The organism is Rhizobium deserti (assembly GCF_004358025.1).
GTDB lineage: Bacteria > Pseudomonadota > Alphaproteobacteria > Rhizobiales > Rhizobiaceae > Neorhizobium > Neorhizobium deserti.
On sequence record NZ_SMTL01000002.1, the window covers coordinates 493,823 to 520,088 of the forward strand.

The 26,266-nt window shown below is 61.3% G+C and carries 21 protein-coding genes; 9 read left to right on the top strand and 12 right to left on the bottom strand.

Features of this window, described 5'->3' with window-relative positions:
• The first annotated feature begins 175 nt into the window (after window positions 1-175).
• Window positions 176-1,024, top strand: coding sequence for a DUF6030 family protein (locus E2F50_RS08770; protein WP_133315755.1), 849 nt, complete (start codon window positions 176-178; stop codon window positions 1,022-1,024).
• Here E2F50_RS08770 and E2F50_RS08775 read toward each other — a convergent pair.
• Entirely contained in the window at window positions 1,021-4,473 is a 3,453-nt protein-coding gene (locus tag E2F50_RS08775; RefSeq protein ID WP_133315756.1) for an ATP-binding protein, read from the bottom strand. The two genes, E2F50_RS08770 and E2F50_RS08775, sit on opposite strands and share 4 nt — an antisense overlap.
• Before the next feature lie 4 nt (window positions 4,474-4,477).
• Window positions 4,478-5,713 carry a metallophosphoesterase family protein gene (locus tag E2F50_RS08780; RefSeq protein WP_133315757.1) on the bottom strand — a complete coding sequence of 412 codons (1,236 nt, stop codon included), beginning with the start codon at window positions 5,711-5,713 and terminating at the stop codon, window positions 4,478-4,480.
• A gap of 122 nt (window positions 5,714-5,835) precedes the next feature.
• Between E2F50_RS08780 and E2F50_RS08785 the strand changes: the two genes are divergently transcribed.
• On the top strand, window positions 5,836-6,822 hold the full coding sequence (locus E2F50_RS08785) for an aldo/keto reductase (RefSeq protein ID WP_133315758.1): 987 nt from the start codon (window positions 5,836-5,838) through the stop codon (window positions 6,820-6,822).
• An 88-nt stretch (window positions 6,823-6,910) separates the two neighbouring features.
• Here the strand turns inward: E2F50_RS08785 and E2F50_RS08790 are convergent, their stop codons facing one another.
• The 5 genes from E2F50_RS08790 to clpP form a co-directional block, all read right to left on the bottom strand.
• A complete protein-coding gene (locus tag E2F50_RS08790; RefSeq protein ID WP_133315759.1) occupies window positions 6,911-9,106 on the bottom strand; it encodes an esterase-like activity of phytase family protein in 2,196 nt (731 codons plus the stop codon).
• 170 nt (window positions 9,107-9,276) lie between these two features.
• A complete protein-coding gene (hupB, locus tag E2F50_RS08795; protein WP_133315760.1) occupies window positions 9,277-9,555 on the bottom strand; it encodes a DNA-binding protein HupB in 279 nt (92 codons plus the stop codon).
• 196 nt (window positions 9,556-9,751) lie between these two features.
• Window positions 9,752-12,172 (bottom strand): endopeptidase La, encoded by a 2,421-nt coding sequence (gene lon, locus E2F50_RS08800; RefSeq protein ID WP_133315761.1) that lies wholly within the window; start codon window positions 12,170-12,172, stop codon window positions 9,752-9,754.
• A 395-nt stretch (window positions 12,173-12,567) separates the two neighbouring features.
• Window positions 12,568-13,845, bottom strand: a complete 1,278-nt coding sequence (clpX, locus tag E2F50_RS08805; RefSeq protein WP_133315762.1) for an ATP-dependent Clp protease ATP-binding subunit ClpX — start codon at window positions 13,843-13,845, stop codon at window positions 12,568-12,570.
• A 278-nt stretch (window positions 13,846-14,123) separates the two neighbouring features.
• The gene (gene clpP, locus E2F50_RS08810) at window positions 14,124-14,756 is read right to left on the bottom strand and encodes an ATP-dependent Clp endopeptidase proteolytic subunit ClpP (protein WP_133315763.1); all 633 of its coding nucleotides are present in this window, start codon (window positions 14,754-14,756) and stop codon (window positions 14,124-14,126) included.
• Between the two features lie 344 nt (window positions 14,757-15,100).
• On the opposite strand from clpP, the gene E2F50_RS08815 reads away from it, so the two are divergent.
• The 3 genes from E2F50_RS08815 to E2F50_RS08825 all read left to right on the top strand — a co-directional run bounded on the left by E2F50_RS08815 (window position 15,101) and on the right by E2F50_RS08825 (window position 19,476).
• Window positions 15,101-16,351, top strand: coding sequence for a GGDEF domain-containing protein (locus E2F50_RS08815; RefSeq protein ID WP_133315764.1), 1,251 nt, complete (start codon window positions 15,101-15,103; stop codon window positions 16,349-16,351).
• 82 nt (window positions 16,352-16,433) lie between these two features.
• On the top strand, window positions 16,434-18,188 hold the full coding sequence (gene ggt, locus E2F50_RS08820) for a gamma-glutamyltransferase (protein WP_133315765.1): 1,755 nt from the start codon (window positions 16,434-16,436) through the stop codon (window positions 18,186-18,188).
• Window positions 18,189-18,228: 40 nt separating this feature from the next.
• Window positions 18,229-19,476, top strand: coding sequence for a cytochrome P450 (locus tag E2F50_RS08825; protein ID WP_133315766.1), 1,248 nt, complete (start codon window positions 18,229-18,231; stop codon window positions 19,474-19,476).
• Window positions 19,477-19,498: 22 nt separating this feature from the next.
• Here the strand turns inward: E2F50_RS08825 and E2F50_RS08830 are convergent, their stop codons facing one another.
• Window positions 19,499-20,302 carry an SDR family NAD(P)-dependent oxidoreductase gene (locus E2F50_RS08830; RefSeq protein ID WP_133315767.1) on the bottom strand — a complete coding sequence of 268 codons (804 nt, stop codon included), beginning with the start codon at window positions 20,300-20,302 and terminating at the stop codon, window positions 19,499-19,501.
• A 148-nt stretch (window positions 20,303-20,450) separates the two neighbouring features.
• Here E2F50_RS08830 and E2F50_RS08835 point away from each other — a divergent pair, with 148 nt between their 5' ends.
• On the top strand, window positions 20,451-20,912 hold the full coding sequence (locus E2F50_RS08835) for a MarR family winged helix-turn-helix transcriptional regulator (RefSeq protein ID WP_133315768.1): 462 nt from the start codon (window positions 20,451-20,453) through the stop codon (window positions 20,910-20,912).
• A 2-nt stretch (window positions 20,913-20,914) separates the two neighbouring features.
• Here E2F50_RS08835 and E2F50_RS08840 read toward each other — a convergent pair whose 3' ends face one another.
• The 4 genes from E2F50_RS08840 to E2F50_RS08855 all read right to left on the bottom strand — a co-directional run bounded on the left by E2F50_RS08840 (window position 20,915) and on the right by E2F50_RS08855 (window position 23,481).
• Window positions 20,915-21,157, bottom strand: a complete 243-nt coding sequence (locus tag E2F50_RS08840; protein WP_133315769.1) for a hypothetical protein — start codon at window positions 21,155-21,157, stop codon at window positions 20,915-20,917.
• A 99-nt stretch (window positions 21,158-21,256) separates the two neighbouring features.
• Window positions 21,257-21,601: a cupin domain-containing protein gene (locus E2F50_RS08845; RefSeq protein WP_133315770.1), complete on the bottom strand. Its 345-nt coding sequence runs from the start codon at window positions 21,599-21,601 to the stop codon at window positions 21,257-21,259.
• Window positions 21,602-21,607: 6 nt separating this feature from the next.
• Complete coding sequence (locus E2F50_RS08850) at window positions 21,608-22,891, bottom strand: O-acetylhomoserine aminocarboxypropyltransferase (protein WP_133315771.1); 1,284 nt, start codon at window positions 22,889-22,891, stop codon at window positions 21,608-21,610.
• 164 nt (window positions 22,892-23,055) lie between these two features.
• A complete protein-coding gene (locus tag E2F50_RS08855) occupies window positions 23,056-23,481 on the bottom strand; it encodes a CoA-binding protein (RefSeq protein ID WP_133315772.1) in 426 nt (141 codons plus the stop codon).
• A gap of 760 nt (window positions 23,482-24,241) precedes the next feature.
• Here E2F50_RS08855 and rplM point away from each other — a divergent pair.
• The 3 genes from rplM (at window position 24,242) to speB (ending at window position 26,237) form a co-directional block, all read left to right on the top strand.
• On the top strand, window positions 24,242-24,706 hold the full coding sequence (rplM, locus tag E2F50_RS08860; RefSeq protein WP_133315773.1) for a 50S ribosomal protein L13: 465 nt from the start codon (window positions 24,242-24,244) through the stop codon (window positions 24,704-24,706).
• A gap of 2 nt (window positions 24,707-24,708) precedes the next feature.
• On the top strand, window positions 24,709-25,176 hold the full coding sequence (gene rpsI / locus E2F50_RS08865; protein ID WP_133315774.1) for a 30S ribosomal protein S9: 468 nt from the start codon (window positions 24,709-24,711) through the stop codon (window positions 25,174-25,176).
• A 101-nt stretch (window positions 25,177-25,277) separates the two neighbouring features.
• Window positions 25,278-26,237: an agmatinase gene (gene speB / locus E2F50_RS08870; RefSeq protein ID WP_133315775.1), complete on the top strand. Its 960-nt coding sequence runs from the start codon at window positions 25,278-25,280 to the stop codon at window positions 26,235-26,237.
• Window positions 26,238-26,266 lie beyond the last annotated feature (29 nt).

Consider the following 26,266-nt stretch of genomic DNA (forward strand, 5'->3'; position numbering starts at 1 on the left):
ATGCCCTCTAAGAAAACTGGTTAACGGCTACCGCTGCTGCGCGGAGCGGCAATTTTCTGGTATAGCAGAAGACGCTTTGTTGACCAATCATGCGGCCCAGGCGTTGAAGCCGGACAAGGATGTGTTAAGGCGGGATCATCAAGGGCTAAGCATTCCGCAACCGGAAATTCACGCGATGAGGCCAGGAGAAAGAGCCGGGCTTTTAACGCCCGCCGATCTGCGGCGGCGGCGAAGAAAAAACGTCTTCATCTTCGGCCTGGTCCTGGCAACGGTGCTCATCAGCCTCGTTGCGACCGTACTTGCCGTCAACAACGGTCGCAACTACCGGCGGCTGGTGCGCCAGGCGGGGCTGGAGCACTATCTTCTCCCGGCCGCGCCACCGCCGCGGCTGCGGGTTGATCGCCAAAGGCAGATCCCGCCGCGGGGGCTCTATCCTTCGCGGCTTCTGCAGCCGCGGCTGGAGCGCGGTGCGACATTCCTTGCCGCGCCGGACAGCAGCCCGAGCGAAAGCTGCGACAATCTCGATGCTTCAGGCAAAGAAGAGGCCAGTTTCAAATCCGTACAGGGCGACTGGGAGTGCCTCTTCTACAGGGAATTCGGGTCGGCGCCCGAGCCGGCGTCGCTGTTCATCCAGGCGCGCGGGAGCGAGGCGGACAACCTTCGCACATTCCGGATCAAGTTGAGCCTGACGGACTCGTCTCAAGACAGGGCTGTCGTCAAAGCGGCCATGGAATCGGTCAACCTTTTCGGGCTGGCGCTGAGCCCCGAAAGCCGTGCTTATCTGAGCGAAAGGCTACCGGCACGCCGCGAATTCAACTCCGTTGTCGAAAACTACCGGATGACCTTCAGCCGTGAAATGACTGACGAGCGGCGCTTCAACCTCCTCATCCTGCCGCGGCCAATGACCGCCGGCTGCGACAGCACCGCGACGGCTGCGGGCGCCGGGGCCCATGCCCAGACCTACCATCTCTCGGTAGGCTGCCTGGCGCTGCGTCCCGGAACGCTCGGCAAGCCGCAATCCTAGCCTCGCTCCAGGTGGAGAAGATCGAGGCCGTCGCCGAGCTCTTTCCTGGCGGCGTCCACGAGGCTCATCTGATGGGTGAACAGGATGGTCTGAAATTTCTCACCCGCCTTGGCCAAGGTTCTAATGCCGGCCGATGTACGCTCATCATCGAAGGTCTGAAAAATATCGTCGAGGATGAGCGGCGCCGGCTCGTTGCGGCTGCAATAATCCTCCAGGAAAGCAAGACGCAGCGCCAGATAGAGCTGATCGCCGGTTCCTTCGCTCAGGCCGGGAAGCGGGACCTGTTCGCCGGAGCGGCGCTCGACGGCCAAAAGCAGTTCGTCCTTGTCGTCATAAACCTGCAGAAGGCGCGAGAAGCGCCCACCCGTCAGCTCCGAAAACAACTGGCCGGCGCGCTGCATGACCGGATCGGCCTGACGGTCTCGGTAGGCTTCCATGGAATTGGCAAGCAGGCCGGCGGCAAGCTTCAACACAACCCAGCGCCGCGCAAGCTCCCTCGCCTCCTGTTCGGCACCCAGCCGCTGGAACACGGCGCGCTCCGCACCGATGCCCGTTTCCAGTTCGCGCCGACGGCGATCATTGTCGGCCTGGGCGATGCCGAGGTCCTTCAATCTATCGACTTGCCGATGGTCTTCAGCTTCCAGCCGCTCGATCTCCAGGGCCGCCGATATCTTGTCAAAGCCGGTAAGGGCGTGCCGCGCCTCCTCCTCGCTCATGTCATCGGCATGTTCGACGAAACGGGCGCGGCATTGAGCCAGTCCTGCCTGAAGGCGGGCGCGCTCGCGCAGATCGCCCAGCAATGCCTCGGCCTCCTGCGGCTTGCAGGATGCCGCCGCGGCCAGTTCTTCGAGCTCGGCGGCCAGCGCATCCTTATCCTGCGCATGGCGCGCGACGGCGAGCCCGGCCCGCTCCAGGGCAGCTTCCAGCGTCGCCCGCTGGTGGGCTGCGGTGCGGGCCGTCAGAACCCGTTCGTTCAGCATAGTGGCGGCGACATCGGCGGATACGGAGACAAGCTCCGGCGCGAGCTGCGCGCAGAGCTTTTGCATCGCATCTTCGAATTCCTCCATGTCACGGGCCATGCCGCGAACCCGCCGCTGGCGGTTTTCGCGCTCCGAAAATTGGTCAGGGACGACGCGCCAGACTTCCAGAGCCGCCAGCGCCATATCCATGCCGGCGTCTTCGACAAGGCTCGCCAGAACAACGGCTTGCGAAAACTCTGCCCGCCACCGCTCCGCCTGACGGCGCATCGCGGTTTCCTGTTGCTCGAGCCGCTGCAACGCCTCTTCGGCTGCAAGGCGCTTGCCTTCAAGCGAGCGGCTTTCCGTCCAACGTTCCGCCAGATCACCAAGCCGCCGGTCGACGGCGCGGGCCAAGGCCAACGGTGGCAGGCCGGCAGAGGCAAGCCCGATGGCATCGGCAAGCGCCAAAAGCGCGGGGCTCAGCTTCTGTTCCTTGAGACGAAGCGCCTCCAGCTCGTCCCTCGCCTGGTCGAGAGCTGCGGCGCGCTGGGAGAGCTCTTCCACTGCCCGACGCCATTCCACCATCCGATCCGGAGCGGTCGGCACGACGGGTGCCGCATGGAAAAGATCCTGGAATTCGGTGACCGCATCCGATGCGGCGATCTCGCTTTGCTTTGCCGCCAGTTCCGCTGCCGCCACGGCCTGCTGCAATTCCCGCTGCCGAAGGGAAAGCTGTGCATGGCGCGAAACGCGCTCGGCATCCGTGAGCGCGGCATCGGCCAGTTGGTCTGCATCGTCGATGGCGCGTTTTAGCTCGCGCAGACTCTCCGCCGAAGCCTTCTCCGCAAAGGCTTCAACGGACTTGCCACGAGCCAGCCGCGCCGCCTCGATATCCGAACGCGAAACGATGCGGCCCTTGTCCTGCAGTGCGTCCATCTCGGAAGCAACCGCCCTCGCCTGATCCTGCAGCGCAGCCAGCGTCTTGCGAGCTTCGGCGCTTTCGGCTTCGGCCGTTTCGATCAGCCGACGGTGGGTATTGAGCGTCGCCACATCCGGCAGCGGCGACGAGAGAAGTCGCTTGATATCCTTGACCGGCGGGTCGAGACGGCCAGCCATGGCGGCAAGATCCGCTTCCGCCCGCGACAGGCGGACTTGCACAGCCTCGAGCCTGGCCAGGTCGTCCACGTCTGGGCGCAAGGCCGCCAGTTGTTCGGTCCAGGGCTTGGGATCGATCAGCCGGCTGCTCTGTCCGGTGCCGGTCAGCCTGCTCAAGCTCTCCTGCGCATTCTCCATCTGCTGGAGGACCTGCTTCAGGCCGCGGTCGATTTCGCCTCCTTCATCGACCAGCTTGCGCAGGCGAACAAGATCTGCATCCGTTGGCTGACTGCGTTCCAGATCGCCGGGGGTTGCAAAGCCGAGCCGGCGGGCGGCCTGTCCCAGGCGCATGTCAAAGCCATCCACTTCATGGCGAACCCTGGCAATGTCTTCCCTGGCATTCAGATAGGCGCCCTTTTGCGCCAGCGCCGAGACGATTCTGGGGGCGGCCTCCAACAAGGCCTCTTCGACATGCACTGCGGCGATCTCGTCGGCCAGGCGTGCCGTGTCCGACTCGGCGGCCTTGAGCGCGGCAGCATTGTTGCGCTCGGCCTCGAGGGCCGCGGCCAGGCGGGCTTCGAACCCGGAAGCAAGCGACGCGATGGCGTCGTAACGCGCCAATGCTTCCCGCTCGCGGTCGATTTCCCGCAGCACCGGTTCCAGCCGTGACAGCCGGCGCAGATGTTCGAGCCGTCTTTTGGTGTCCTGACGCTCCGCCTGAACAGCCGCCAGATCCCCCTCGATCTGCGCCTGTTCAGCAAGCAGCTTCTTCCAGTCACCCGATTTCAGCTCGCTGTCGCGTTCCGCCTTGCGCGCTTCGTCATGCGCATCGAGAACCTGGTAGAAGAGCCGATCTTTGGAGCGGCGCTGGGCGTAGATACCGTCGGCTTCGGCTTCCAGCGTTTTTCGCAGATCGCTAAGGCCCGTCAGCCCCGAGGCCGCCGAAAACAACAGGCTGCCGATTTCGCCGCCGCTCTTCAACATGCTCTGGCCCCCCTCACGCAAGGACAGCGAGTCGAGCCCGAAAGCCCGTTGGAAGACATCGCGGCTGAGGGTGCCGAGAAACGGCGACAGCGCGTCCTCAGGCAAAGCCTGCTCCATATCATCGCTGGACAGCAGGGTGCTCTTTCGCCCGCGCCGACGCCGAAAGGCCAGCGTCTGCCCGTCCCGGGCTGAAATTTCCGCACCGACCCGCAGCGATGCCGGATCATGAAGGAAACTGTATTCGGCAGCCGTCGGAAAACCGAACAGCAGGTCGGATATGGCCGAAAGAGCGGAAGACTTGCCGGCTTCATTCGGGCCGTAGATCACGTGCAACTTCGCGTCGGGCCGGAACTCGAGACCTCGGTCGGTCAAAGCTCCGTAGCGGAGGATGTCCAGACGTTTGAAGCGCATTCGTTCAGCCTGCCCTAGAGGCGCGGGCAAGCAGGAGCTCGCGGGCCTCGGCCAGCAGCGTCTCGGCATCATCGCCGAGCGCCAAATCGCCCGCGCCTATTCCGCCCGGTAGGCGCGCAGCGATCTCGGCGATCTTCGAGCGGGCGTCGGCAATCAGTTCCGGGGGAAAGTCCGTGATCGGCATCAGACCTTCGAAGCCCAGCAGATCCTGTGCGCCTCCTGCCGCGAATGTTGCCGCTACCAGCCGGACGTCGAGCTTTTCAAGCCAGATATCGGCGTGGCACCGGTGACAGGCACCCTGCACCTCGTCGCGGAAATCCTCTGCCCGGGCCGCCAGTTCATGCCTATGGGCGCTCTTGCCGGTCAACCGGATGCGCAGAGCCAGAGGGCGGCCTTCCATCTGTTCGGCAACGGCTTCCAGCGCCTGTTCCAAGCGCCGAAGAATGGCGGGAATATTCTCGTCGGGCTCGACGGTCACGGTCAGTTCCGCAAAACGGGCGCTGTCGGCGATGATCCTCTCATGGGTGACGCGGCCATCCTCGACCGTTACCAGAACGGCGCCTTTGGCGCCCTGCTCGCGAATGCTGCGGCCCTGGAGATTGCCGGGAAAAACCACCAGCGGGTCTTCTGCAACCACCTCGAAATCATGGACATGGCCGAGCGCCCAGTAATCATAGCCGCGCGATCGCAGATCCTCGACCGAACAGGGCGCATAGGGTGCATGCGGTTCACGCCCCGTCAGAGACGTATGCAGCACGCCGATATTGAACCAGCCAGGCTCAGGTTTCGGATAGGCGAGCGCCAGATTTTCGTTTGCCGATCGTTCCGCAAAACCCTGGCCATGCAGCGCCACCTTCAGATGCTCCAGCTTGAAGCTGCCGGGCCTGGCGACCGGGAAGTCGCTGACATTCTTCGGCAGGGTGATGGTGCGGGTGATGACGCTTTCGGCGTCGTGGTTGCCCTTGAGAAGAAAGACCGGAATGCCGGCACGCTCCAGCCGCGCCATTTCGCGGTTGAAGAACAGGCCGATCTTGTTGTCCTTCCAGTCGCCGTCATAGACATCGCCCGCGACGATGAAGAAGTCGACCCTGCGCTCGATCGCCTGATCCACCAGCGTGGACAGCGCCTTGCGGCTGGCATCGATGAAGATTTCCGCAATGCTCGCATCCTTCAGTGCCAGCCCCTGGAAAGGGCTGCCGAGATGCAGATCGGCGGCGTGAATGAAACGGAAGGAGGTCATAGAATCGCTTGTCTTGGTTGCCGAGGCTGAACATGTGTTTTAGGCAAATGCCGGGCAGGACGAAAGCATCCGCATCAATCGCCTGTGGACAGGCGGAAAAATCACAAATCCGGAGGAAGACCATGAGACAGCACGCGTTTGGACGCACATCCTTTACCGTCAGCGAAATCGGCTTCGGCGCATGGCAGATCGGCGGCTCCTGGGGCGATGTCAGCGAGGCAGACGGTCGCAACGCGCTCGATGCCGCGCTCGACGCGGGCGTCACTTTCATCGACACCGCCGACGTTTATGGCGACGGACGGTCGGAGAAAATCATTGCCGGCGCGCTTGGAGCGCGTTCCGGACCCCGTCCGATGGTAGCCACCAAGGCCGGCCGTCGCCTCAACCCACATCTGGCCGAAGGCTATACCAAGGCCAACCTTGAATCGTTTATCGATCGCAGCCTTGAAAACCTGCAGGTCGACAGCCTCGATCTGGTGCAGCTTCACTGCCCGCCAACCGACGTATTCTACCGGCCGGACGTATTCGGTGCGCTGGACGACCTGCGCCAGGCCGGCAAGATCAGGAATTACGGGGTCAGCGTCGAGAAGGTCGAGGAAGCGCTAAAAGCGATCGAATTTCCCAACGTGTCGAGCATCCAGATCATCTACAACCTGTTCCGCCAGCGGCCCGCCGACCTGTTTTTCAAGGAAGCGAAACGCAGACAAATCGCCGTCATCGTTCGCGTGCCGCTCGCCAGCGGCCTGCTGTCCGGCAAGATCAGCCGCGATACGGCCTTCGCCAGGGACGACCACCGCAACTTCAACCGGAACGGCGACGCCTTCGATGTGGGCGAGACCTTCGCCGGCGTGCCCTTCGAGGTCGGGCTTCAGGCCGTGGAGGAAATCCGTCGGCTTGTGCCCGAAGGCGCCAGTATGGCGGCCTTTGCGCTGAAATGGATCCTGATGAACGAGGCGGTCACGGTCGTCATTCCCGGGGCACGCAATGAAGAACAGGCGCGCGGCAATGCGGAAGCCGCCGAGCTTGCGGCGATTTCTGCCGACACGATGAAGGCTGCCCAGGACATCTATGCGCGGCTGATCGCGCCGCATGTGCATCAGCGCTGGTAGGTCACCGCTGAAGTTCTCGGTTCTCTAGAGTCAGCAAAAAGAAAGGCCGGGCGATGCCCGGCCTTTCCACGTCAGCGGGCGACGGGGCTCAGTTGGTGCCCTTCATCTCGACCGGGAAGAACAGCGTTTCGCCCGAGGAGTCGTCGACGCCGTCATTGTCCGTCACTGCAAAAGCCTTGCCGGACTTGTCGAAGGTGAAGCCTTCGAGCTTGTCGACCACATAACCGTTGGAGGCCGACTTCAGGTCGGGCAGGAAGTCATGGGCTTCCTCCTTGCTGATCAGCGGCAGCTCGCCGCCGATCTTGCCGGGCTTCAGGTCGGCGATCTTGACGCGGTAAAGCTTCTTCAGCTTGGCCGCATCGCCCAGCAGGTTGTCCCGCTCGATAATGTAGACATAGTCGCCATGCGCGGTGATTTCCGACAGGCCGACCCAGCCGGCCTGCGTCTTGTCGAGCGGGTAACGGACGGCGCCCCATTCCTTCGACTTCGGCTTGTAGGAGACGAGCTTGACGGTGCCCTTGGGATCGTCCTTCCATTCGCGCTGGATGGCCATCCAAAGCGTCAGGTCGTCGCTTGAGCCAACGCTGGTGATGCCTTCGAAGCCATAGCGGCTCTCACCCGAAAGCAGTTCGGCCGGCAGACCGATCTCGGACTTGATCTCGCCCTTGGCGTTGACGTTGTAGATGCCGTGCCCGACGAGCTTGGCCGAGTCGCCTTCCGACGCCAGCCAGTAGCCGCCCTTGCCATCGAGCGCTATGCCTTCGATATCCAGCTTCTGGGCCACCTGACCATTGCGGGTAACGCGCAGGACATTGGTGATCTGGGCCGGCTTCCTGGTCGTGTCGATGGTAAAGATCGACGGCTGCATGGCATAGACCGAGTCGCTGACGGCGTAGAGGACGCCGTCCTTTTCCGCGTCACCGACGAGGCCCGATAGAGCGCCCCAACCGAGCACATTGCCGTCCACGTCGTTGGATACCAGCATCGGGTAGTTCGCCTGGCCTTCGGCCAGCTGGAAGATCATCACATGCGAGCGGGCACCGCCCTTCTCGCCGAGATCCGCCTCGTTGGCGGTGGCGAGCAGGTTGCGGCCCGGAATGGCGACGGCGCCTTCCGGAGAAATACCCGACGGCAGGATCTGCACGAGCTGCGGTTCGGCGCCGGTATCCTTGTAGACGGCAACGACCGAAGCGCGTTCGGCGAGGATGAAGATGTACTTCTGACCGTTGATGGTCGCCGTTTCCATGCCTTCGGGCTCGATCCCCTTCGACTTGGCGCGGCCTTCCGGGAAGTGACCGAGGCGGGCGACGGCGCGTTCCAGCGAAGCGCCGGATTCAAACAGCACCTTGCCGGCGCGGTCGAAGATGGTGAAGCTGCGCGAGCCGCCCTTCCAGTCGCCTTCATTGGCAACCGCGAGGCGGTTGTTGTCCAGCCACTTGATGGCGTCCGGTTCGCGCAGCACACCCTGCGCCTTGCCGGTAAAGGCCAGTTGCCCGTCCGTCTTGGTGTCTATGCCTTCCAGATCCACCTTTCCGGCGGAGAAATGCCCGGTGACCTTGGCCGTCTTGCCATCGACGATGACGACATGATTGTTTTCCTGCAGCGTCACCGCGATTTCGCCCGCGTCGTTGATGGACACGAATTCCGGTTCCGGATCCTCCGGCGCCACTTCGGCAATGCCCTTCAGATCGACATGCTTGATCGAACCGCAATCGGCCGTACCGTCCTTCAGCGAGACAATGACAAGATCGCCGGCCGGCATCTGCGGCAGGGCGCCGTCATTGACGTCCTCGTCGCGCTCGTTTTCGATGGCGATCGCGGCAAAGCTCTTGTCCTTGGAAATGGCGACAGAATCGGGCTGGCCGCCGAGATCGCAGGTCAGCTCCACCTTCCTGGAGGCAATGTCGACGACGGCGAGCATGCCGGTCGGATTGGCCTTGCTCTTGCCCGTGTTGACGGCGGCGAGGACCTTGGATCCGACAGCTGCCACGGAGGTCGGCTCGCCCTCGAAGGTAACGGCGCCAAGCGCCTTCGGCGCCTTGGGATCGGTGATGTCGACGAAGCCGATCGCACCGAGCGGGCTGTCGGAATAGATCAGCGTATTGCCGTCCTCGCTGGCCGTCACGATTTCGGCGGAGGTGGCAGTCGTCTTGTCCTTGCCGGCGGGCAGATTGCCGGCGACGGGGAAGGATGCGATGCGGTTGAAAACCTGATCTGCATTGGCCGGCATGGCGACCGATGCGAGAAGTGCTGCCGCAAGCGCGGCCTGAATACGGAATGTCATGGGAGCCCTCCAGTCCTTGGAACTACAGGGGGCTTTTGGGCTACGCGCATGACAGGCAGATGACAGTTTCGCCGCCAGGCGAAGGCGTGCCTTTTACCGTCTCCAGACATGAAAAAAGGCCCGGACGAAGCCGAGCCTTTTCATGCCGAGCGGACGAACCGCCGCAGCCTTTACTTGTTGTTGACAGCGTCCTTCAGGCCTTTGCCTGCCGAGAACTTCGGAACGTTACGTGCCGGAATATCAACTTCGGCGCCCGTGGACGGGTTACGTCCCTTGGAAGCCTCACGACGGGAAACAGAGAAGCTGCCGAAACCAGCAAGGCGGATATCGCCGCCATTCTTCAGTTCGGCCTGGACAGTCTCGAAAACGGCATCCACTGCAGATGTGGCATCAGCCTTGGAGAGACCGGCTTTTTCGGCCACTGCGGATACCAATTCGTTCTTGTTCATGTTTCCACCCCTTTCAACGGTTTTGGAAGACTCATTCGTTCGGCGCCGACAATAGTAAGGCTTCGGCGCTTGGCAACCCAAAAGCTCCGCTATCGCCTGAAAAACAAGGGGTCCAGCCGTATTTTCACAAAAAAAGCCGGCATAAAGCCGGCTTTTTCACTGTTCATGCCCCTGTATAGAGGCCTCTATGGCGAGATCAATGCGCCAGGGTGGCACCCGTATCGTCGGCCCCTTCGACCGTCGCGATCACCGGGGTTTCAACCGTACCATCCCATTCGATCGGTTCCGGCTGGCGAACAAGCGCATGCTTGATGACTTCGCCCATACGTGAGACCGGAATGATCTCCATGTTGTTCTTCACATTGTCCGGAATCTCCGCCAGATCCTTGGCGTTTTCTTCCGGGATCAGAACCTTCTTGATGCCGCCGCGAAGCGCCGCGAGCAGCTTTTCCTTGAGGCCGCCGATCGGCAGGACGCGGCCGCGAAGGGTGATCTCACCCGTCATTGCGACATTCTTGTCGATCGGAATACCGGTCATGATCGACACGATCGCGGTTGCCATGCCGACGCCGGCAGACGGGCCGTCCTTCGGAGTGGCCCCTTCCGGCACGTGGACGTGGATGTCCGACTTGTCGAAAAGCGGCGGCTCGATGCCGAAATCGACGGCGCGCGAGCGGACATAGGAGGCCGCTGCCGAGATCGATTCCTTCATCACTTCCTTCAGGTTGCCGGTCACGGTCATGCGACCCTTGCCCGGCATCATGACGCCTTCGATCGTCAGAAGCTCACCACCGACTTCCGTCCAGGCGAGACCGGTGACAACGCCGACCTGATCCTCGCGTTCTGCTTCGCCGTGGCGGAAGCGCGGAACGCCGAGATAGTCGTTGATGTTTTCGGCCGTGACCGCCACCGACTTCGTCTTGCCCTTGATGATCTCGGTGACCGCCTTACGGGCGAGCTTCATCAGTTCGCGTTCGAAGTTACGGACACCGGCTTCGCGGGTGTACTGCTGGATGATCGCCATCAGGGCATCGTCCGCAACCGAGAATTCGTTCGGCTGCAGGGCGTGCTCCTTGATCGCCTTCGGCAGAAGGTGACGCTTGGCAATCTCGCGCTTCTCATCTTCCGTGTAGCCGGCGATGCGGATCACTTCCATGCGGTCCATCAGCGGCGCCGGGATGTTCAACGTGTTGGCCGTGGTGATGAACATCACGTCCGATAGATCGTATTCGACTTCCAGGTAGTGATCCATGAAGGTCGAGTTCTGTGCCGGGTCGAGCACTTCCAGCAGAGCCGAAGACGGATCGCCGCGGAAATCCTGGCCCATCTTGTCGATCTCGTCGAGCAGGAAGAGCGGGTTGGACCGCTTGGCCTTCTTCATCGACTGGATGACCTTGCCGGGCATGGAACCGATATAGGTGCGGCGGTGACCACGGATCTCGGCCTCGTCACGGACGCCGCCGAGCGCCATGCGCACGTATTCGCGGCCGGTCGCCTTGGCGATCGACTGGGCGAGCGAGGTCTTGCCGACGCCCGGAGGGCCGACGAGGCACAGGATCGGTCCCTTGATCTTGGTGGCGCGGGCCTGAACCGCCAGATATTCGACGATACGCTCCTTGACCTTGTCCAAGCCGAAATGATCCAGTTCCAGGATCTTTTCGGCATTGTTAAGATCGCTCTTGATCTTCGACTTCTTGCTCCACGGAATGCCCAGCAGCCAGTCGAGATAATTGCGCACGACGGTGGCTTCCGCCGACATCGGGCTCATCTGGCGCAGCTTCTTCAGCTCCGCATCCGCCTTCTCACGGGCTTCCTTGGACAGCTTGGTCTTGCCGATACGCTCTTCCAGCTCGGCCATCTCGTCGCGGCCTTCCTCGCCGTCGCCGAGCTCCTTCTGGATCGCCTTCATCTGCTCGTTGAGGTAATATTCGCGCTGGGTCTTTTCCATCTGGCGCTTGACGCGCGAGCGGATACGCTTTTCCACCTGCAGAACGGAGATCTCGCCTTCCATGAAGCCGAGCGCCTTTTCGAGCCGCAGCTTGACGCTGACGGTTTCGAGCATTTCCTGCTTCTCGGTGATCTTGATCGAAAGATGCGAGGCGACCGTATCGGCGAGCTTCGAGTAATCCTCGATCTGGCTTGCGGCACCAACGACCTCCGGAGAGATCTTCTTGTTGAGCTTCACGTAATTCTCGAACTCGGAAACCACGGAGCGCGACAGAGCCTCGACCTCGACCGGATCCTCTTCAGGTTCGTCGAGCACATTGGCCTTGGCTTCGTAGAATTCCTCGCGTTCACTGTAGCTGTCGATCTTGGCGCGCGCACGGCCTTCCACCAGAACCTTGACCGTGCCGTCGGGCAGCTTGAGAAGCTGCAGCACGTTGGCAACCGTGCCGACCTTGTAGATGGCCGAAGGTTCCGGATCGTCGTCACCCGCATTGATCTGGGTGACGAGCATGATCTGCTTGTCCGAACCCATGACTTCTTCGAGCGCACGAATGGATTTTTCTCGTCCGACGAACAGAGGCACGATCATGTGCGGGAAGACCACAATGTCGCGCAGGGGCAGGACCGGATAGGTTTCGCCGCCGGATGCCGCAGACGTTGAATTCGTCATGATATTTCCTTTCCATCCCCGTTGCCGGGATATGTCCCGAGTTGATCACCCAGGCACTTCACTCCCCCTAAAAGTGGAGTTTTCGAAATCCGATTTCAAGCCTTGCAAGTCCGCTGCCGCGCTCGATTGTGACAGTGGTATTACAGGGCGCCCACTCAAACGCTCTACGCTGCACATGGGAAGATCCGGCAGTGATTCCGGTCTCTCGGCGGCTTATACCAGATAACGAAGCAGTCCGAACAAAGATGATCTTCCCTGCCCGTCTCTAATGCAAGCACAATGTGGTGCAACTCTTTGGGATGCAAAACTGGTGGATTAATCGAAAAGAACAAGGTCACCACACATAGAAAAAGAGGCCCGCGAGGGCCTCTTCAATATCATCCGCCCAAACGAGCTCAGGCCGAAACATTGGCCTTCTCGTCCTGCCGGTCCGCATAGATGTAGAGCGGGCGGGCAGTGCCGCGCACGACCTCTTCCGAAATGACCACTTCGCGTACGCCTTCCAAGGTCGGCAGCTCGAACATGGTGTCGAGCAGGATCTTTTCCATGATCGAGCGCAGGCCGCGGGCGCCGGTCTTGCGGACGATCGCCTTCTTGGCGATCTCGCGCAGAGCGTCCTCGTGGAAGGTCAGTTCGACGTCTTCCATTTCGAACAGGCGCTGGTACTGCTTGATCAGCGCGTTCTTCGGCTCGGACAGGATCTGGATCAGCGCGTCCTCATCGAGATCCTCGAGCGTTGCCAGAACCGGCAGACGACCGATGAATTCCGGGATGAGGCCGAACTTGACCAGATCTTCCGGCTCCAGTTCGCGAAGCACTTCGCCGACGCGACGGTCTTCCGGCGACTTGACCGAAGCGCCGAAGCCGATCGAGGTCTTTTCGCCGCGCGCCGAGATGATCTTGTCAAGACCCGCAAATGCGCCGCCGCAGATGAACAGGATATTGGTCGTGTCCACCTGCAGGAATTCCTGCTGCGGATGCTTGCGGCCGCCCTGCGGCGGCACGGAAGCCACGGTGCCTTCCATGATCTTCAGAAGCGCCTGCTGAACGCCCTCGCCCGACACGTCGCGGGTGATCGAGGGATTGTCCGACTTGCGGGAAATCTTGTCCACTTCGTCGATGTAAACGATGCCGCGCTGGGCGCGCTCGACATTGTAATCGGCTGCCTGAAGCAGCTTGAGGATGATGTTTTCGACGTCCTCGCCGACATAGCCGGCTTCGGTGAGCGTCGTGGCATCGGCCATGGTGAAGGGAACATCGATGATGCGGGCGAGCGTCTGGGCAAGATAGGTCTTGCCGCAGCCGGTCGGGCCGACCAGCATGATGTTGGACTTCGCCAATTCGACATCGCCGCCCTTGGAGGCATGCGCGAGCCGCTTGTAATGGTTATGCACCGCCACGGACAGGATCCGCTTGGCCTGCTTCTGGCCTATGACATACTCGTCGAGAACCTTGATGATGTCCTGCGGCGTCGGAACCCCGTCGCGCGACTTTACCATCGAAGACTTATTCTCTTCGCGGATGATGTCCATGCACAATTCGACGCATTCATCGCAGATGAAGACGGTCGGCCCGGCGATCAGTTTCCGGACTTCATGCTGGCTCTTTCCGCAGAACGAGCAGTACAATGTGTTCTTGGAGTCGCCGCCGTTGCCGCTGCTGACCTTGCTCATATCACTTTCCTTCCAGCACTCCGCTCTCCGCCTGAGGCGTGCGCGGTCCACTCTACCGCTGTCGGCAGGCCCGAATGATTTCGCGCCCGCCTCGCTTCCGGGGTACTCTACCGATCCGGATCAGACATCCAGACCGGCGGCAACGAAACCCTTAAAGCCACAAGACTATGTCATAAAAGCTCAACACAGCCTTAATATCTACTCATAGCGCGTTCCGTACGACTTGAAACCCCCGAATTTGGTCACATCGGGGTGAGCCGCACGAGCCTTGCTTTCGCTTAATCCGAGGAGCCGCCTTCGAGTTCCTGGCGCGATGTCAAGATCTTGTCGATGACGCCCCAATCCTGGGCCTCGTCCGCAGTCATAAAGTGGTCACGGTCGAGCGTCTTTTCAACTTCCTCGTAGGTGCGACCCGTATGCTTGACGTAAACTTCGTTCAGGCGGCGCTTCATCTTGATGATGTCTCGAGCGTGGCGCTCGATGTCCGAGGCCTGGCCCTGGAAGCCGCCGGAAGGCTGATGCACCATGATGCGGGCGTTCGGGGTCGCAAAGCGCATGCCCTTTTCGCCAGCGCACAAAAGCAGCGAACCCATGGAGGCTGCCTGGCCGACGCAGAGCGTCGATACGGCCGGCTTGATGAACTGCATCGTATCGTAGATCGCCATGCCGGCGGTGACGACGCCGCCCGGCGAATTGATGTAAAGCGCGATTTCCTTTTTCGGGTTTTCGGCCTCGAGGAAAAGCAGCTGGGCGCAGACGAGCGACGCCATGTGATCTTCGACCGGGCCGGTCAGGAAGATGATGCGCTCCTTGAGAAGGCGCGAATAAATGTCGTAGGAGCGCTCACCGCGGTTGGTCTGCTCTACGACCATCGGCACAAGGGCCATTGCGGTATCAACTGGATTTCTCATGTCCGTCCTTTGTCAAATGCCTTGCCGAAGACAGCCATGCGCTCCGGAATCATTGGAATTGGTCTTCCCCTACATAGAGTGTCAACGCCCGGTACTTCAAGACGGAGAGGCCGATATCCTTAACTGCCGGAGGATGCGCGGGGCTGACGGACAAGCCAGATAGCAAAACCGCGTGCGCTTTCGGCAAGCCTGGCACCCAAGCCACAGGCTTTTCCCCGTTTAGGGTAAAGCGCATGTGAAGGCGCGGATCTTCATGTGCCCCACTTGTCGGCAGGTTGCGGCAACTCCGTCTTAAGCAGTGTTTGCCATAGTCACCGCGCCGGAACGGCACGGGGATTTTGAACTTGGACATTTTCACGGGCCTGACCGTCTGGGCGGTCGAGGCAATCACGCTTGCAATCCTCCTGCTGTCACGCTGGTTCTACGAGCGGGAAGACTTCTACCTCGGCTGGGGCGCCGGCTTTTGCCTGCATGGCCTTGGTATTATCCTGATCGTCCTTCGTGGCGAGATCCCCGACTTCGTCTCCATCCAGATCGCCAACACGATGATCCTTGGCGGCGTGGGTGCCTGGATTGCCGGTTTCCTCCAGTTCGACGGCAAGCCGGTACAAGGCTATGCGGCCATTCCGGCGCTAATCTGGATCGCCGGCATGTTCCTCAATCCGGTGCGGGAAAGCTTTGCCTTCCGGACAGCGCTCTATAACGGCGCCGCGATGACCGGCTATGCGATCATGATCGGCATGCTTCTGCGGCACTCAGGGCCGTCGCGGCTGACCCGCCGGGTGCTGGCCGGCTTCATTGCCGTACAATTCTGCGCAAGCGGCCTCACCGGCATTCTGACCGTGAGTGCCCAGGCAACCTCCTTCGGCACGACCCGCCACGCCATGTGGCTGCTTTTCCCTTCCGCATTCTGCTTCGTTGCGGCGATCATGAGCGGCGCGAAACTGCTGACCGAGCGTTCGGAGGAAAAGTTGAGGGCCTTGGCCGTCACCGACCCTCTGACCGGCGTCCTCAACCGGCGCGGCATGATCGAGGCCTTTCACGCCTTGCAAAAGGTACCGAGCGAGGAACCCCGGATCCTCGCCCTGCTGCATTTCGACCTCGACAGTTTCAAGACCATCAACGACCGCTTCGGCCATCAGGCCGGCGATGCGGTGCTTATCGCCTTTTCGCGGATCGGCCAAAGCTCGCTGAAGGCGCGGGGCCAATTCGGGCGCATGGGGGGCGAAGAATTTGCTTCCATCGTCTGCGTCGGCGACGTGGTGGAGGCCGCAAGCATTGCGGAAGCCATCCGCATGACCCTGAAGCGCCAACCCATCCCGTTCGGCGAGCACGAGATCCGCTTGACGGTCAGCACGGGCATAGCGCTTTCGACTGCCGAAGACGCCGATCTCGACCTGCTGCTGACAGAGGCCGACCGCGGCCTTTATGCCGCAAAGCAGAACGGCCGCGACCGCACGGCGATCTGCAGCGGGCCGGATGTTTCCGTTGTTCCGGCAGCCGACCGGCCGGCGGATGAGGAGGAGCTCACCATTGCCGATCCCAACCAGCAGGTGGCCGTCCTGAAAAAGCTCGCGGCACTCGGCAAGAGCTGAGGCTGTCGCGGCGCCACCTCCCCTTGCCAACGGGCCATAACGGCCCAGATCCATCAAAGGATCTAACGGCGGAGGGCGTGTCATGCGCAAACGGCTTCTCACAGGCTTTGTGGTTTCATTTTTCACCGCGGCGGGCGCTTATGGCCAGCAGGCCTCCGATACGGTTGCGCCCGAGCGGGCCACCGGGCTTGCCGTGGGCAAGCGGGTGGAAGCGAAGAATTTCATGGTCGCCGCCGCCAATCCGATGGCGGCCCAAGCCGGACGCGATGTCATTGAAAAGGGCGGCAATGCGATCGACGCCATGGTGGCGGTTCAGACCGTGCTCGGCCTTGTGGAGCCGCAAAGCTCCGGCCTCGGCGGCGGTTCCTTTCTGGTTTATTACGATGCGGCTTCCGGCAAGCTGACGACCTTCGACGGTCGCGAAACGGCGCCAATGCAGGCGACGCCCAAACTGTTTCTCGATGCCCAGGGCCAGCCGCTCAAATTCATGGATGCGGTGGTCGGCGGGCGTTCCGTCGGCACGCCCGGGACCGTGCGACTGCTGGAAGAGGTCCACAAGCGGCACGGCAAGCTGGAATGGCCAGCTCTGTTCGAACGCGCACGGACGCTTGCCACCGAGGGTTTCCAGGTCTCGCCACGGCTGGCATCACTGGTGGCGGCAGAAGGTGACAAGCTGAAGAAATACGAGGGGCCGACGGGCTATTTCTTCGACGCGGCAGGCGCACCGCTGAAAGCCGGCACGGTGCTCAAGAACCCCGCCTATGCGCAGACCCTTGAAGCCATTGCGGCAGGCGGCGCGGACGCCTTCTACACCGGACCGATCGCCGAGGCGATCGTCAGGACCGTGCGCGAGGCAGCCGGCAATCCGGGCGTGCTGTCGCTTGACGATCTCGCCAATTACCGCATCAAGGAACGCGAGCCGGTCTGCTTCAATTACCGGGCACTGGATGTCTGCGGCATGGGACCGCCCTCTTCCGGGGCCGTCGCGATCGGCCAGATGCTAGGCACGATCGAGAATTTCGACATCCGCGGTCTCGGGCCGCAGAATGCCGAGACCTGGCGGCTGATCGGCGATGCGCAGCGGCTGGCCTTTGCGGACCGCGAGCGCTATCTCGCCGACAGCGATTTCCTTGCTTCGCCGATCAAGGGCCTGTTGAAGAAGGATTATCTGAGCAAGCGGGCCGCGCTTCTCGACGGGAACAAGGCGCTGGCCGCCGACGCGGTCAAGGCGGGCGAACCGGAATGGGATCACGCCATGCTTTACGGACGCGACGCGGCGATCGAACTGCCGTCCACCAGCCATTTCGTCATCGTCGACCGGCAAGGCAATGTCGTGTCGATGACCACGACGATCGAAAACGGCTTCGGCTCCCGACTGATGGTCAACGGCTTCCTGCTCAACAACGAGCTGACCGACTTCTCGTTCAAGACCCATGACGGCAGCCTGCCGGTCGCCAATCGCGTCGAACCGGGCAAACGCCCCCGCTCCTCCATGTCGCCGACCATCGTCATGAAGGAGGGCAAGCCGCTGCTGGCCGTCGGTTCGCCTGGCGGCAGCCAGATCATCGGCTATGTGGCGCAGGCGCTGATCGCCTATATCGACTGGAACATGCCGGTCGAGCAGATTGTTTCGCAGCCGCATCTGATCAACCGGTTCGGCACGTATGAGATCGAAGCGGGCACCGCGGCCGAGGCGATGGCCGAGCCTTTGAAGGCACTGGGCTACGAGATCAAGGCGGGCGAAATGAACTCCGGCCTGCAGGCCATTGAAATCGGTCAGGACGGGCTTGCCGGCAGCGCCGATCCGCGTCGCGAGGGCCTGGCTGTCGGCGGTTAGCGGGCTTCCACGCAAGGGAAGATTGGGCTAGGCATCGGTGATGACCGCCCTGCCCGATTTTCTCCGTATTGACCCTGCAACCCGCCGCGTCTGCCTGGATGGCCGCAATCCGGCCTTCTACGGTGATCCGAACCGGGTCTACGGGATTTTGCACCAGCACTGCCCGACCTTCTACTGGGAAGAGCAGAAACAATGGTTCTTCACCGGCTACGAGCATGTCAACATGCTGCTGCGCGACCGGCGCTTCGGGCGGCAGATCCTGCATATTGCCGAGCGCGAAGAACTGGGGCTGCCTGCCCCGGCTCCACATCTGGAGAATTTCGATCTTGCCGAACGATATTCGCTTCTGGAGCTGGAGCCGCCGGAGCACACGCGGCTGCGAACGCTCGTCAACCGCGCCTTCGTGTCCCGCCATATCGAAAAACTTAGGCCGGACATCGCCGAACTGGCGGAACGCCTGATCGACCGCTTCGAGAAGAACGGTACGACGGAACTGCTGTCCGCCTTTGCCGACATCATTCCCGTCACCATGATCGCCCGCATGATCGGCATTCCGGATGAAATGGGGCCGCAGTTGCTGGCCTGGAGTCATGCCTATGTGGGCATGTATATGTTCAAGCGATCGAAGCAGGACGAATATGCAGCCGACCGCGCGGCTCAGGAATTCGCCGATTACGTGAAGTCGCTGATCGCCGAGCGCAGGCTGAAGCCGCAAGAGGATCTGCTGAGCCACATGATCCACACGGAACATAAGGGCCAGTATCTGACCGATGACGAGCTGGTCTCGACGACCATCGTGCTTCTAAATGCCGGCCATGAAGCAACCGTGCACCAGATCGGCAATTCGGTGCGGGTGATCCTCGAAAGCGGCCTGCCGCCGGCGGTGATGTTCCGCGACGAGGCGGCCACCGAACGGACTGTCGAGGAAACGCTGCGCATCTGCGCGCCGGTGCATATCTTCCAACGCTGGGCGCTGGAAGACGTGGAAGTCGACAGGGTCAGCCTGAAGCCCGGCGACAAAGTGAGCCTCATTCTTGCCGCCGCCAATCTCGATCCGCAGAAGTTTTCAGACCCGCTCTCGTTCCAGCCGGACCGGCAGCAAGCGCCGAACCTGTCCTTCGGCGCCGGCATCCATTTCTGCATCGGCGCGCCGCTTGCCCGCCTGGAGCTCAACACGGTGCTGCCGATCCTCTTCCGCCGCCTTCCGGATATGCGGATCGCCAGCCCGCCGGTGGTGAAGGACGTTTATCACTTCCACGGCCTGGAGCGGCTGGACCTGGCCTGGTGACACTATTGTCGAATGTGAACCGTCAGACCGCAACGCCGTAGCGGGGTGCCGGACGGTTCAGCGAAAGGTGGGGGCCGAGTGCACTGCGCGCCTTGATGTAGCCGTCATAAAGACCCGCATCCGCCAGCGATGGAATGGTCACCAGTTCGCCTTGGTCGAAGCCTGCAAGCGCCGCGTCCACCATGTCGCCTGCTTCCATGACCCTGCCCGGATCCAGCGCCTCCATCGACCCGCCTGCACGGTCGAAGATTTCGGTGCGAGTCAGGCCCGGCAGAACCGCCTGGACCTGCACGCCCTTGCCCTGGAGTTCGCCGGCCAGCGCTTCGGTGAGCGACAGAACAAAAGCCTTGCTTGCGGCATAGCTGCCGTTGAAGAAATGCGGCGCGAGCGCCACCACCGAGGCGGTATTGATGATGGCGCCGCTTGCACGGGGCGCAAAGGCCTGTGCCGCGGCGACTGCAAGCCGATTGGCCGCAAAGACGTTGAGGTCCACCATGGTGTCGAGATAATCGAGATCGGCGGTCAGGAGCGGTCCCTGCGGCCCGATCCCTGCATTGTTGACGAAGAGGGCGATGCCTTCGTCATCGCGCAGCCGCTGCTCGACCCGTCGCAGATCGGCCCGCTCGCCGAGATCCGCGCGAAAGGCTTGCGCGCTTATCCCATAGTTCTGCTCAAGCCTTCCGGCCAGCTCCGCCAGCCTGCTCTCGTCGCGGGCGACCAGAACAAGGTCATAGCCGCGCCTGGCGAGGCGATCGGCATAGGTGGCACCGATCCCGGAGGATGCACCTGTCACAAGGGCGGTGCCCTTGCCGGAAGTGGTCGTCATGGCTGTCTCCTGTCTTTATTTACTGGTATATACCACAAAATATGTGGGAGGTATTTGCTCTTGCAAGAGGCGGGCGGGAATATTGCGGGAGTGGAGCTTTAAGCGAAACGACCATATCCCTCCGATCGGCAGGAAGGTGCGAAACAACATGACGAATCAGCAGGAAGACGGCATCTGGCTGCATTGCAGCAACAGCGCGGTGCGCCGGGCCTCACGCCGCCTCGGGCAGCTCTATGGCCACGTCATGGGCGATTCGGATTTGAAGAGCACGCAGTTCTCGCTGATGTCGCAGATCGCCCGCTCCGGAGAGCCGACACTGAAGAACCTAGCGGAGGCGATGGTGATGGATCTTTCCGCACTCGGCCACACATTGAAGCCGCTGATCCGCGACGGCATGGTGGAACTGGTGCCCGACGAGCGAGACCGGCGGGTCAAGCGGGTCAGGCTGACGGAAGCGGGCACGGCCAAGCAGCAGGAGCTTCTGACGCTCTGGCGAGATGCGCAGTCCCGCTTCGACCAGGCCTTCGGCAAGGAAAAGTCGGCGGAACTGCGAAAGGCGCTTGCCTTGATATCCTCGGCGGAGTTTGCCGAAGCATTCACAAAGAGCTAGCTTCAGAGCCAGGAGCGACCGTCGTCGCCAGCCTGGCATCCGTATGGCGGCAGCACGTTGCCGAATGTCGCGTGCAGCCGGTCGCAACCCCATTTGCGGATCGGCGCCGGCATGCGGCTGTTCAGCTCGATGCCGATTTCCTGGTAGGGGCTTTCCGTATTGCTGACATAGCGATACCAGCGAAACCCGCCGACCACCACGACGACGACTACGACGATGATCGCCAGCCTCAAAATTTTCATCATGATACTTTCGTCCGTTGCAAAGGCGGACCGCATACAGGTCGACGATGAAAGATGACATCGCCGTCCGGGCGGTGTCCACAGCTATTGCCTGACACGACGCTAGACGCGGATCACGTAGTCCTTGCGAGTCGTTTCAAGCACTTCCCAGCTGCCCTTGAAGCCGGGCCTGAGGATCATGCTGTCGCCGGCTCGCAGGTGGACCGCCCCGCCGCCCTCTTCCGTGACGATGGAATGGCCGGACAGGATGTGGAAATACTCCCATTCCTCATAGGCGATCCGCCACTTGCCCGGCGTCGCTTCCCAGATGCCGGCATAGACGCCGCCATCCGCTTCCTCGAAATTCCAGGTGCGGAATGTCGGCTGCCCGGCAATGACCCTGTCCGGTGCAGGCGCCCCCTCTTCCGGCTGGACGGCGTTCGTGTCGAAGACAAACCAGGATGCCATCTCAGCTCAACCCCTCGCGAGTGCCTGATCGAGATCGGCAATGATATCGGCGGGATCTTCGATGCCGATCGACAGGCGCACCACATCGGGACCGGCGCCGGCGGCACTCTGCTGTTCCTCGGTCAATTGTCGGTGCGTGGTCGAGGCAGGATGAATGACCAGCGAGCGCGTATCACCGATATTGGCGAGATGCGAGAAGAGCTGCAGTCCTTCCACGAAGCTCTTGCCGGCCTCGTAGCCACCCTTGATGCCGAAGGTGAAGACGGCCCCCGCACCTTTGGGCGAATAGCGTTGCTGCAGGGCGTGGTTCGGATCGTCCTCAAGCCCGGCATAACGCACCCAGTCGACCTGCGGATGGTTCTTCAGCCATTGGGCAACCGCCAGCGCGTTGTCGCAATGGCGCTGCATGCGGAGCGGCAGAGTTTCAATGCCGGTCAGGATCATGAAAGCGTTGAAGGGAGAGATGGCAGGTCCGAGATCGCGCAGGCCCAGAACCCGCGCCGCGATGGCGAAGGCGATGTTGCCGAAGGTCTCGTGCAGCACCAGCCCGCCATATTCGGGACGGGGCAGCGACAGGGTCGGGTAGTTGCCGGACTTGGACCAGTCGAAGGTACCGCCGTCCACGAGTATGCCGCCCATGGAATTGCCGTGGCCGCCGAGAAACTTGGTCAGCGAGTGGATGACGATGTCGGCGCCGTGTTCCAGCGGTCGCAGCAGATAAGGGCTTGCCATGGTGTTGTCGACGATCAGCGGGATTGCGTGGCGGCGCGCCACATCCGCGATCGCCGCCATGTCCACGAATGTGCCGCCGGGATTGGCAAGGCTCTCGATGAAGATCGCGCGGGTGCGCTCATCGATCTGGGCTTCGAAACTGGCCGGTTCGGCGGTATCGGCCCAACGAACATGCCAATCGAAATTCTTGAACGCATGGCCGAACTGGTTGATCGATCCGCCGTAAAGCCTTCGCGCCGCAACGAAATTATCGCCCGGCTGCATGATGGTGTGGAAGGCCAGCATCTGGGCGGCGTGACCGGAGGCGACAGCCAGCGCTGCCGTGCCTCCTTCCAGTGCCGCAACCCTTTCTTCGAGCACGGCCTGGGTCGGGTTCATGATGCGCGTGTAGATATTGCCGAATTCCTGCAAGCCGAACAGCGCAGCAGCATGGTCGGCGTCGTTGAAGACGAATGAAGTGGTCTGGTAGATTGGAGTTGCCCTCGCGCCCGTTGCCGGATCGGGCTGGGCGCCGGCATGCACGGCCAGCGTTGAAAATCCCGGATTGATTGTCGGCATGCTAGCCCTCCCCTGAAATGACGTCGATTATTGCCCCAAAAGACCCCGGCGCGGCGTGGTGATCAAGGCAATTCATTCCACGGAACACAGCTTCGGTGGAAACCGGCACGATCCAATGGCGATATTTGCGGACATGGCGTCACCCCGCAGAACCGGATCTGTGATCAAGCGATGCGGGGATATTCAATGGCTGGGCAGCGATCCATGACTACCTTGATCCCAGCCGCTTCCGCTTTGGCAGCGGCCTTGTCGTCACGTACGCTCAACTGACCCCAGATCACTTTCGGAGGGATATCCAGTGCCAGCGCCTCCTCGACGACGCCGTCGAGATATTCAGCCGCGCGAAACACGTCCACCATATCAACCGGCTGAGGCACATCCGCCAGCCGGGCATAGACCGTCTGGCCAAGAATCTGCTTGCCGGCCTGGCCCGGATTGACCGGATAAACGCGGTATCCCTTGGAAAGCAGAAAGCCCATGACCCCATTGCTCGGGCGATCCGGATTGGGTGACGCACCCAATAGCGCGATGGTCTTGGTGGTCTTGAGGATGTCGGCAATATAGCCGCGTTCGTAGGAATCGTGGTTCATCTCGGTCAACCTTCAGACGCAGATCCCCATACAGCCGCTTCGCCAATCGAACCAGCCGTACAAGAACACATGTTCACTTAATATTCTTCCTTTGTACTCATCAATATTAGGTGCATCTTATAATTTAATTACGAATACCTAATATTGAGAACCTGTAGCTCACGCTGTTTTGTTATCTTGGTGGAAATTGCAAATTGTCCGACCGGACCGGCATTCACGAAAAAATTTTGGCTTAAAGACTATCGGATCAAGTTGGAATCATCCCAATTTCAACAGAACCGGGACAAATAGGCGAATACCGCACCACATCTCACGGTTGTGCGCTGCCCGCACAAGCCGCTTTCCAGCCTCCGGTCTTCCAGCCAGTTCCCTTGTACTGCGAGAATTCGGCTTGTGGCTGATCTACGGCGGCGGCTGGCTTTATCAAGGCGCCTGCCGACGAAAAACAGACAGGACGGACAGATGATAGCATGCCCTCCTTCTTCGGGGCCAGCGGCGTCAACAGCGACGTTCAAAAAGTCGATTTTGATGTGGTATCCGGAAACCACAATGCTAACTAATTGATATCTATAAAGATTTTTTCGCGTCCTCGAGAATAGCTGTCTTGACCGGCAAAGTCAGCAAAGCTATAAGCCGCTTCAGATTGCGGACCTTCACGGGCCCGCATTCTTTTTGTCGGCCAGACCGGCAATTCAAGCAACAAGAAACGCCCTGACAGCCGGACACGGTTGTTTTCGGGTTCAGATGAAAGAACACAACCATGTCAACCTTCGTTCAGAAGCCCGCCGAGGTGGAGAAGAAGTGGGTGATCATCGATGCCGAAGGGCTCGTTGTCGGTCGCCTCGCCACCATCGTTGCCAACCGTCTCCGCGGCAAGCACAAGGCCACCTTCACCCCCCACGTCGATGACGGCGACAATGTCATCATCATCAACGCGGAAAAGGTTGCCCTGACCGGCAAGAAGTATTCCGACAAGACCTATTACTGGCACACCGGCTATCCGGGTGGCATCAAGGAGCGCACCGCGCGCCAGATCATCGAAGGCCGCTTTCCGGAGCGCGTCGTCGAGAAGGCCGTTGAGCGCATGATTCCCCGTGGCCCGCTCGGCCGTCGCCAGATGAAGAACCTGCGCGTTTACGCAGGCTCCAACCATCCCCATGAAGCACAGCAGCCGGTCGCTCTCGACGTGGCTTCGCTGAACAAGAAGAACGTAAGGAGCGCCTGATAATGGCCGATCTTTCCTCCCTGAAGGACCTGGCTCCGGCTTCCGAAGCCGCTGCTCCGGTTCATGTCCGCAAGGTCGACAATCTTGGCCGTTCCTACGCCACCGGCAAGCGCAAGAATGCCGTGGCCCGCGTTTGGGTCAAGGCCGGCACCGGCAAGATCACGATCAACGGCCGTGATTTCTCCACGTATTTCGCACGCCCGGTTCTGCAGATGATCCTGCAGCAGCCAATCGTTTCGGCTGCCCGTACCGGTCAGTTCGATATCGTCGCCACGGTGACCGGCGGCGGTCTCTCCGGCCAGGCCGGCGCTGTGCGCCACGGCCTGTCCAAGGCGCTGACCTATTTCGAGCCGGGCCTGCGCGGCGTGCTCAAGAAGGGTGGCTTCCTGACCCGCGACAGCCGCGTCGTCGAGCGTAAGAAGTACGGTAAGGCTAAGGCCCGCCGCTCCTTCCAGTTCTCCAAGCGTTAATCGCTTTTTGGACTTGGATTTCGAAAAGGCGGGGCTTCGGCTCCGCCTTTTTTCGTTTAGATCATTTGTTCGCTTGCGCCCCACCGCCACCGGAGAGCCCCATGCCGATAAAGACGATCGATCACGCCTTTACGTCGAACAGCCTGACATCGGCGGCCACGGATCCGACCTTTGCGGGCGCCTTGTCCTTCATGCGGCGCCGGTTCACCAAATCGCTCGAAGGCGTGGATGCGGTGGTCTGGGGCATACCCTTCGATGCGGCGACATCGAACCGGCCGGGCGCGCGCTTCGGGCCGCAGGCGATCCGGCGGGCTTCGGCCATCTTCGACAACGACCCGCAATATCCTTTTTCGCGGGATCTGTTTTCCGACATGGCGGTGATCGATTATGGCGACTGCCTGCTTGACTACGGCAACCACCAAAAAACGCCCGAGACCATAGAGCAGGAGGCCAGCCACATCATCGCCGAGGGCGCTTTCCTGCTGACGCTCGGCGGCGATCACTTCATCACCTGGCCGCTGCTGAAGGCGCATGCAGACCAGCATGGGCCACTGGCGCTCGTGCAGTTTGACGCGCATCAAGACACGTGGTTCGACGACAATACCCGGATCGACCATGGCTCCTTCGTGGCCCGCGCCGTGCGCGACGGCATCATCGATCCGGACCATTCGATCCAGGTCGGGATCCGCACGCACGCACCGGAGGATTTCGGCATCAAGCTGCTGTATGGTCACCATGTCGAGGAAATGTCTGCAGCCGAGATCGCCGGAGCCATTCTCGAACGGACCGCCGGCAAGCCCGCCTACCTCACCTTCGATATCGATTGCCTCGACCCGGCCTATGCGCCGGGCACCGGAACGCCGGTCGCCGGAGGACCCTCAAGCGCAAAGATCCTGTCGGTGCTGCGCCAGCTCGGCTCCCTCGACATGCGCGGCGCCGATGTGGTCGAGGTCGCACCAGCCTATGACCATGCCGATATCACCGCCATTGCCGGAGCCACGGTCGCAATGTATATGCTGGGGCTGCGCGCAGAGCGTCAGACAGGGCCGTTAAACATCTGAATCAACGAACTGGTAGACTGAATCCGGCA

Coding starts and splice junctions, on each gene's coding strand:
- clpX (WP_133315762.1), bottom strand. CDS start 13,845: ATGAGCAAGGTCAGCAGCGGCAACGGCGGCGACTCCAAGAACACATTG.
- rplM (WP_133315773.1), top strand. CDS start 24,242: ATGTCAACCTTCGTTCAGAAGCCCGCCGAGGTGGAGAAGAAGTGGGTG.
- E2F50_RS08775 (WP_133315756.1), bottom strand. CDS start 4,473: ATGCGCTTCAAACGTCTGGACATCCTCCGCTACGGAGCTTTGACCGAC.
- E2F50_RS08830 (WP_133315767.1), bottom strand. CDS start 20,302: ATGACGACCACTTCCGGCAAGGGCACCGCCCTTGTGACAGGTGCATCC.
- E2F50_RS08825 (WP_133315766.1), top strand. CDS start 18,229: ATGACCGCCCTGCCCGATTTTCTCCGTATTGACCCTGCAACCCGCCGC.
- rpsI (WP_133315774.1), top strand. CDS start 24,709: ATGGCCGATCTTTCCTCCCTGAAGGACCTGGCTCCGGCTTCCGAAGCC.
- E2F50_RS08790 (WP_133315759.1), bottom strand. CDS start 9,106: ATGACATTCCGTATTCAGGCCGCGCTTGCGGCAGCACTTCTCGCATCG.
- clpP (WP_133315763.1), bottom strand. CDS start 14,756: ATGAGAAATCCAGTTGATACCGCAATGGCCCTTGTGCCGATGGTCGTA.
- E2F50_RS08770 (WP_133315755.1), top strand. CDS start 176: ATGAGGCCAGGAGAAAGAGCCGGGCTTTTAACGCCCGCCGATCTGCGG.
- E2F50_RS08855 (WP_133315772.1), bottom strand. CDS start 23,481: ATGAACCACGATTCCTACGAACGCGGCTATATTGCCGACATCCTCAAG.
- E2F50_RS08785 (WP_133315758.1), top strand. CDS start 5,836: ATGAGACAGCACGCGTTTGGACGCACATCCTTTACCGTCAGCGAAATC.
- E2F50_RS08850 (WP_133315771.1), bottom strand. CDS start 22,891: ATGCCGACAATCAATCCGGGATTTTCAACGCTGGCCGTGCATGCCGGC.
- hupB (WP_133315760.1), bottom strand. CDS start 9,555: ATGAACAAGAACGAATTGGTATCCGCAGTGGCCGAAAAAGCCGGTCTC.
- E2F50_RS08780 (WP_133315757.1), bottom strand. CDS start 5,713: ATGACCTCCTTCCGTTTCATTCACGCCGCCGATCTGCATCTCGGCAGC.
- E2F50_RS08840 (WP_133315769.1), bottom strand. CDS start 21,157: ATGATGAAAATTTTGAGGCTGGCGATCATCGTCGTAGTCGTCGTCGTG.
- E2F50_RS08845 (WP_133315770.1), bottom strand. CDS start 21,601: ATGGCATCCTGGTTTGTCTTCGACACGAACGCCGTCCAGCCGGAAGAG.
- lon (WP_133315761.1), bottom strand. CDS start 12,172: ATGACGAATTCAACGTCTGCGGCATCCGGCGGCGAAACCTATCCGGTC.
- ggt (WP_133315765.1), top strand. CDS start 16,434: ATGCGCAAACGGCTTCTCACAGGCTTTGTGGTTTCATTTTTCACCGCG.
- E2F50_RS08835 (WP_133315768.1), top strand. CDS start 20,451: ATGACGAATCAGCAGGAAGACGGCATCTGGCTGCATTGCAGCAACAGC.
- speB (WP_133315775.1), top strand. CDS start 25,278: ATGCCGATAAAGACGATCGATCACGCCTTTACGTCGAACAGCCTGACA.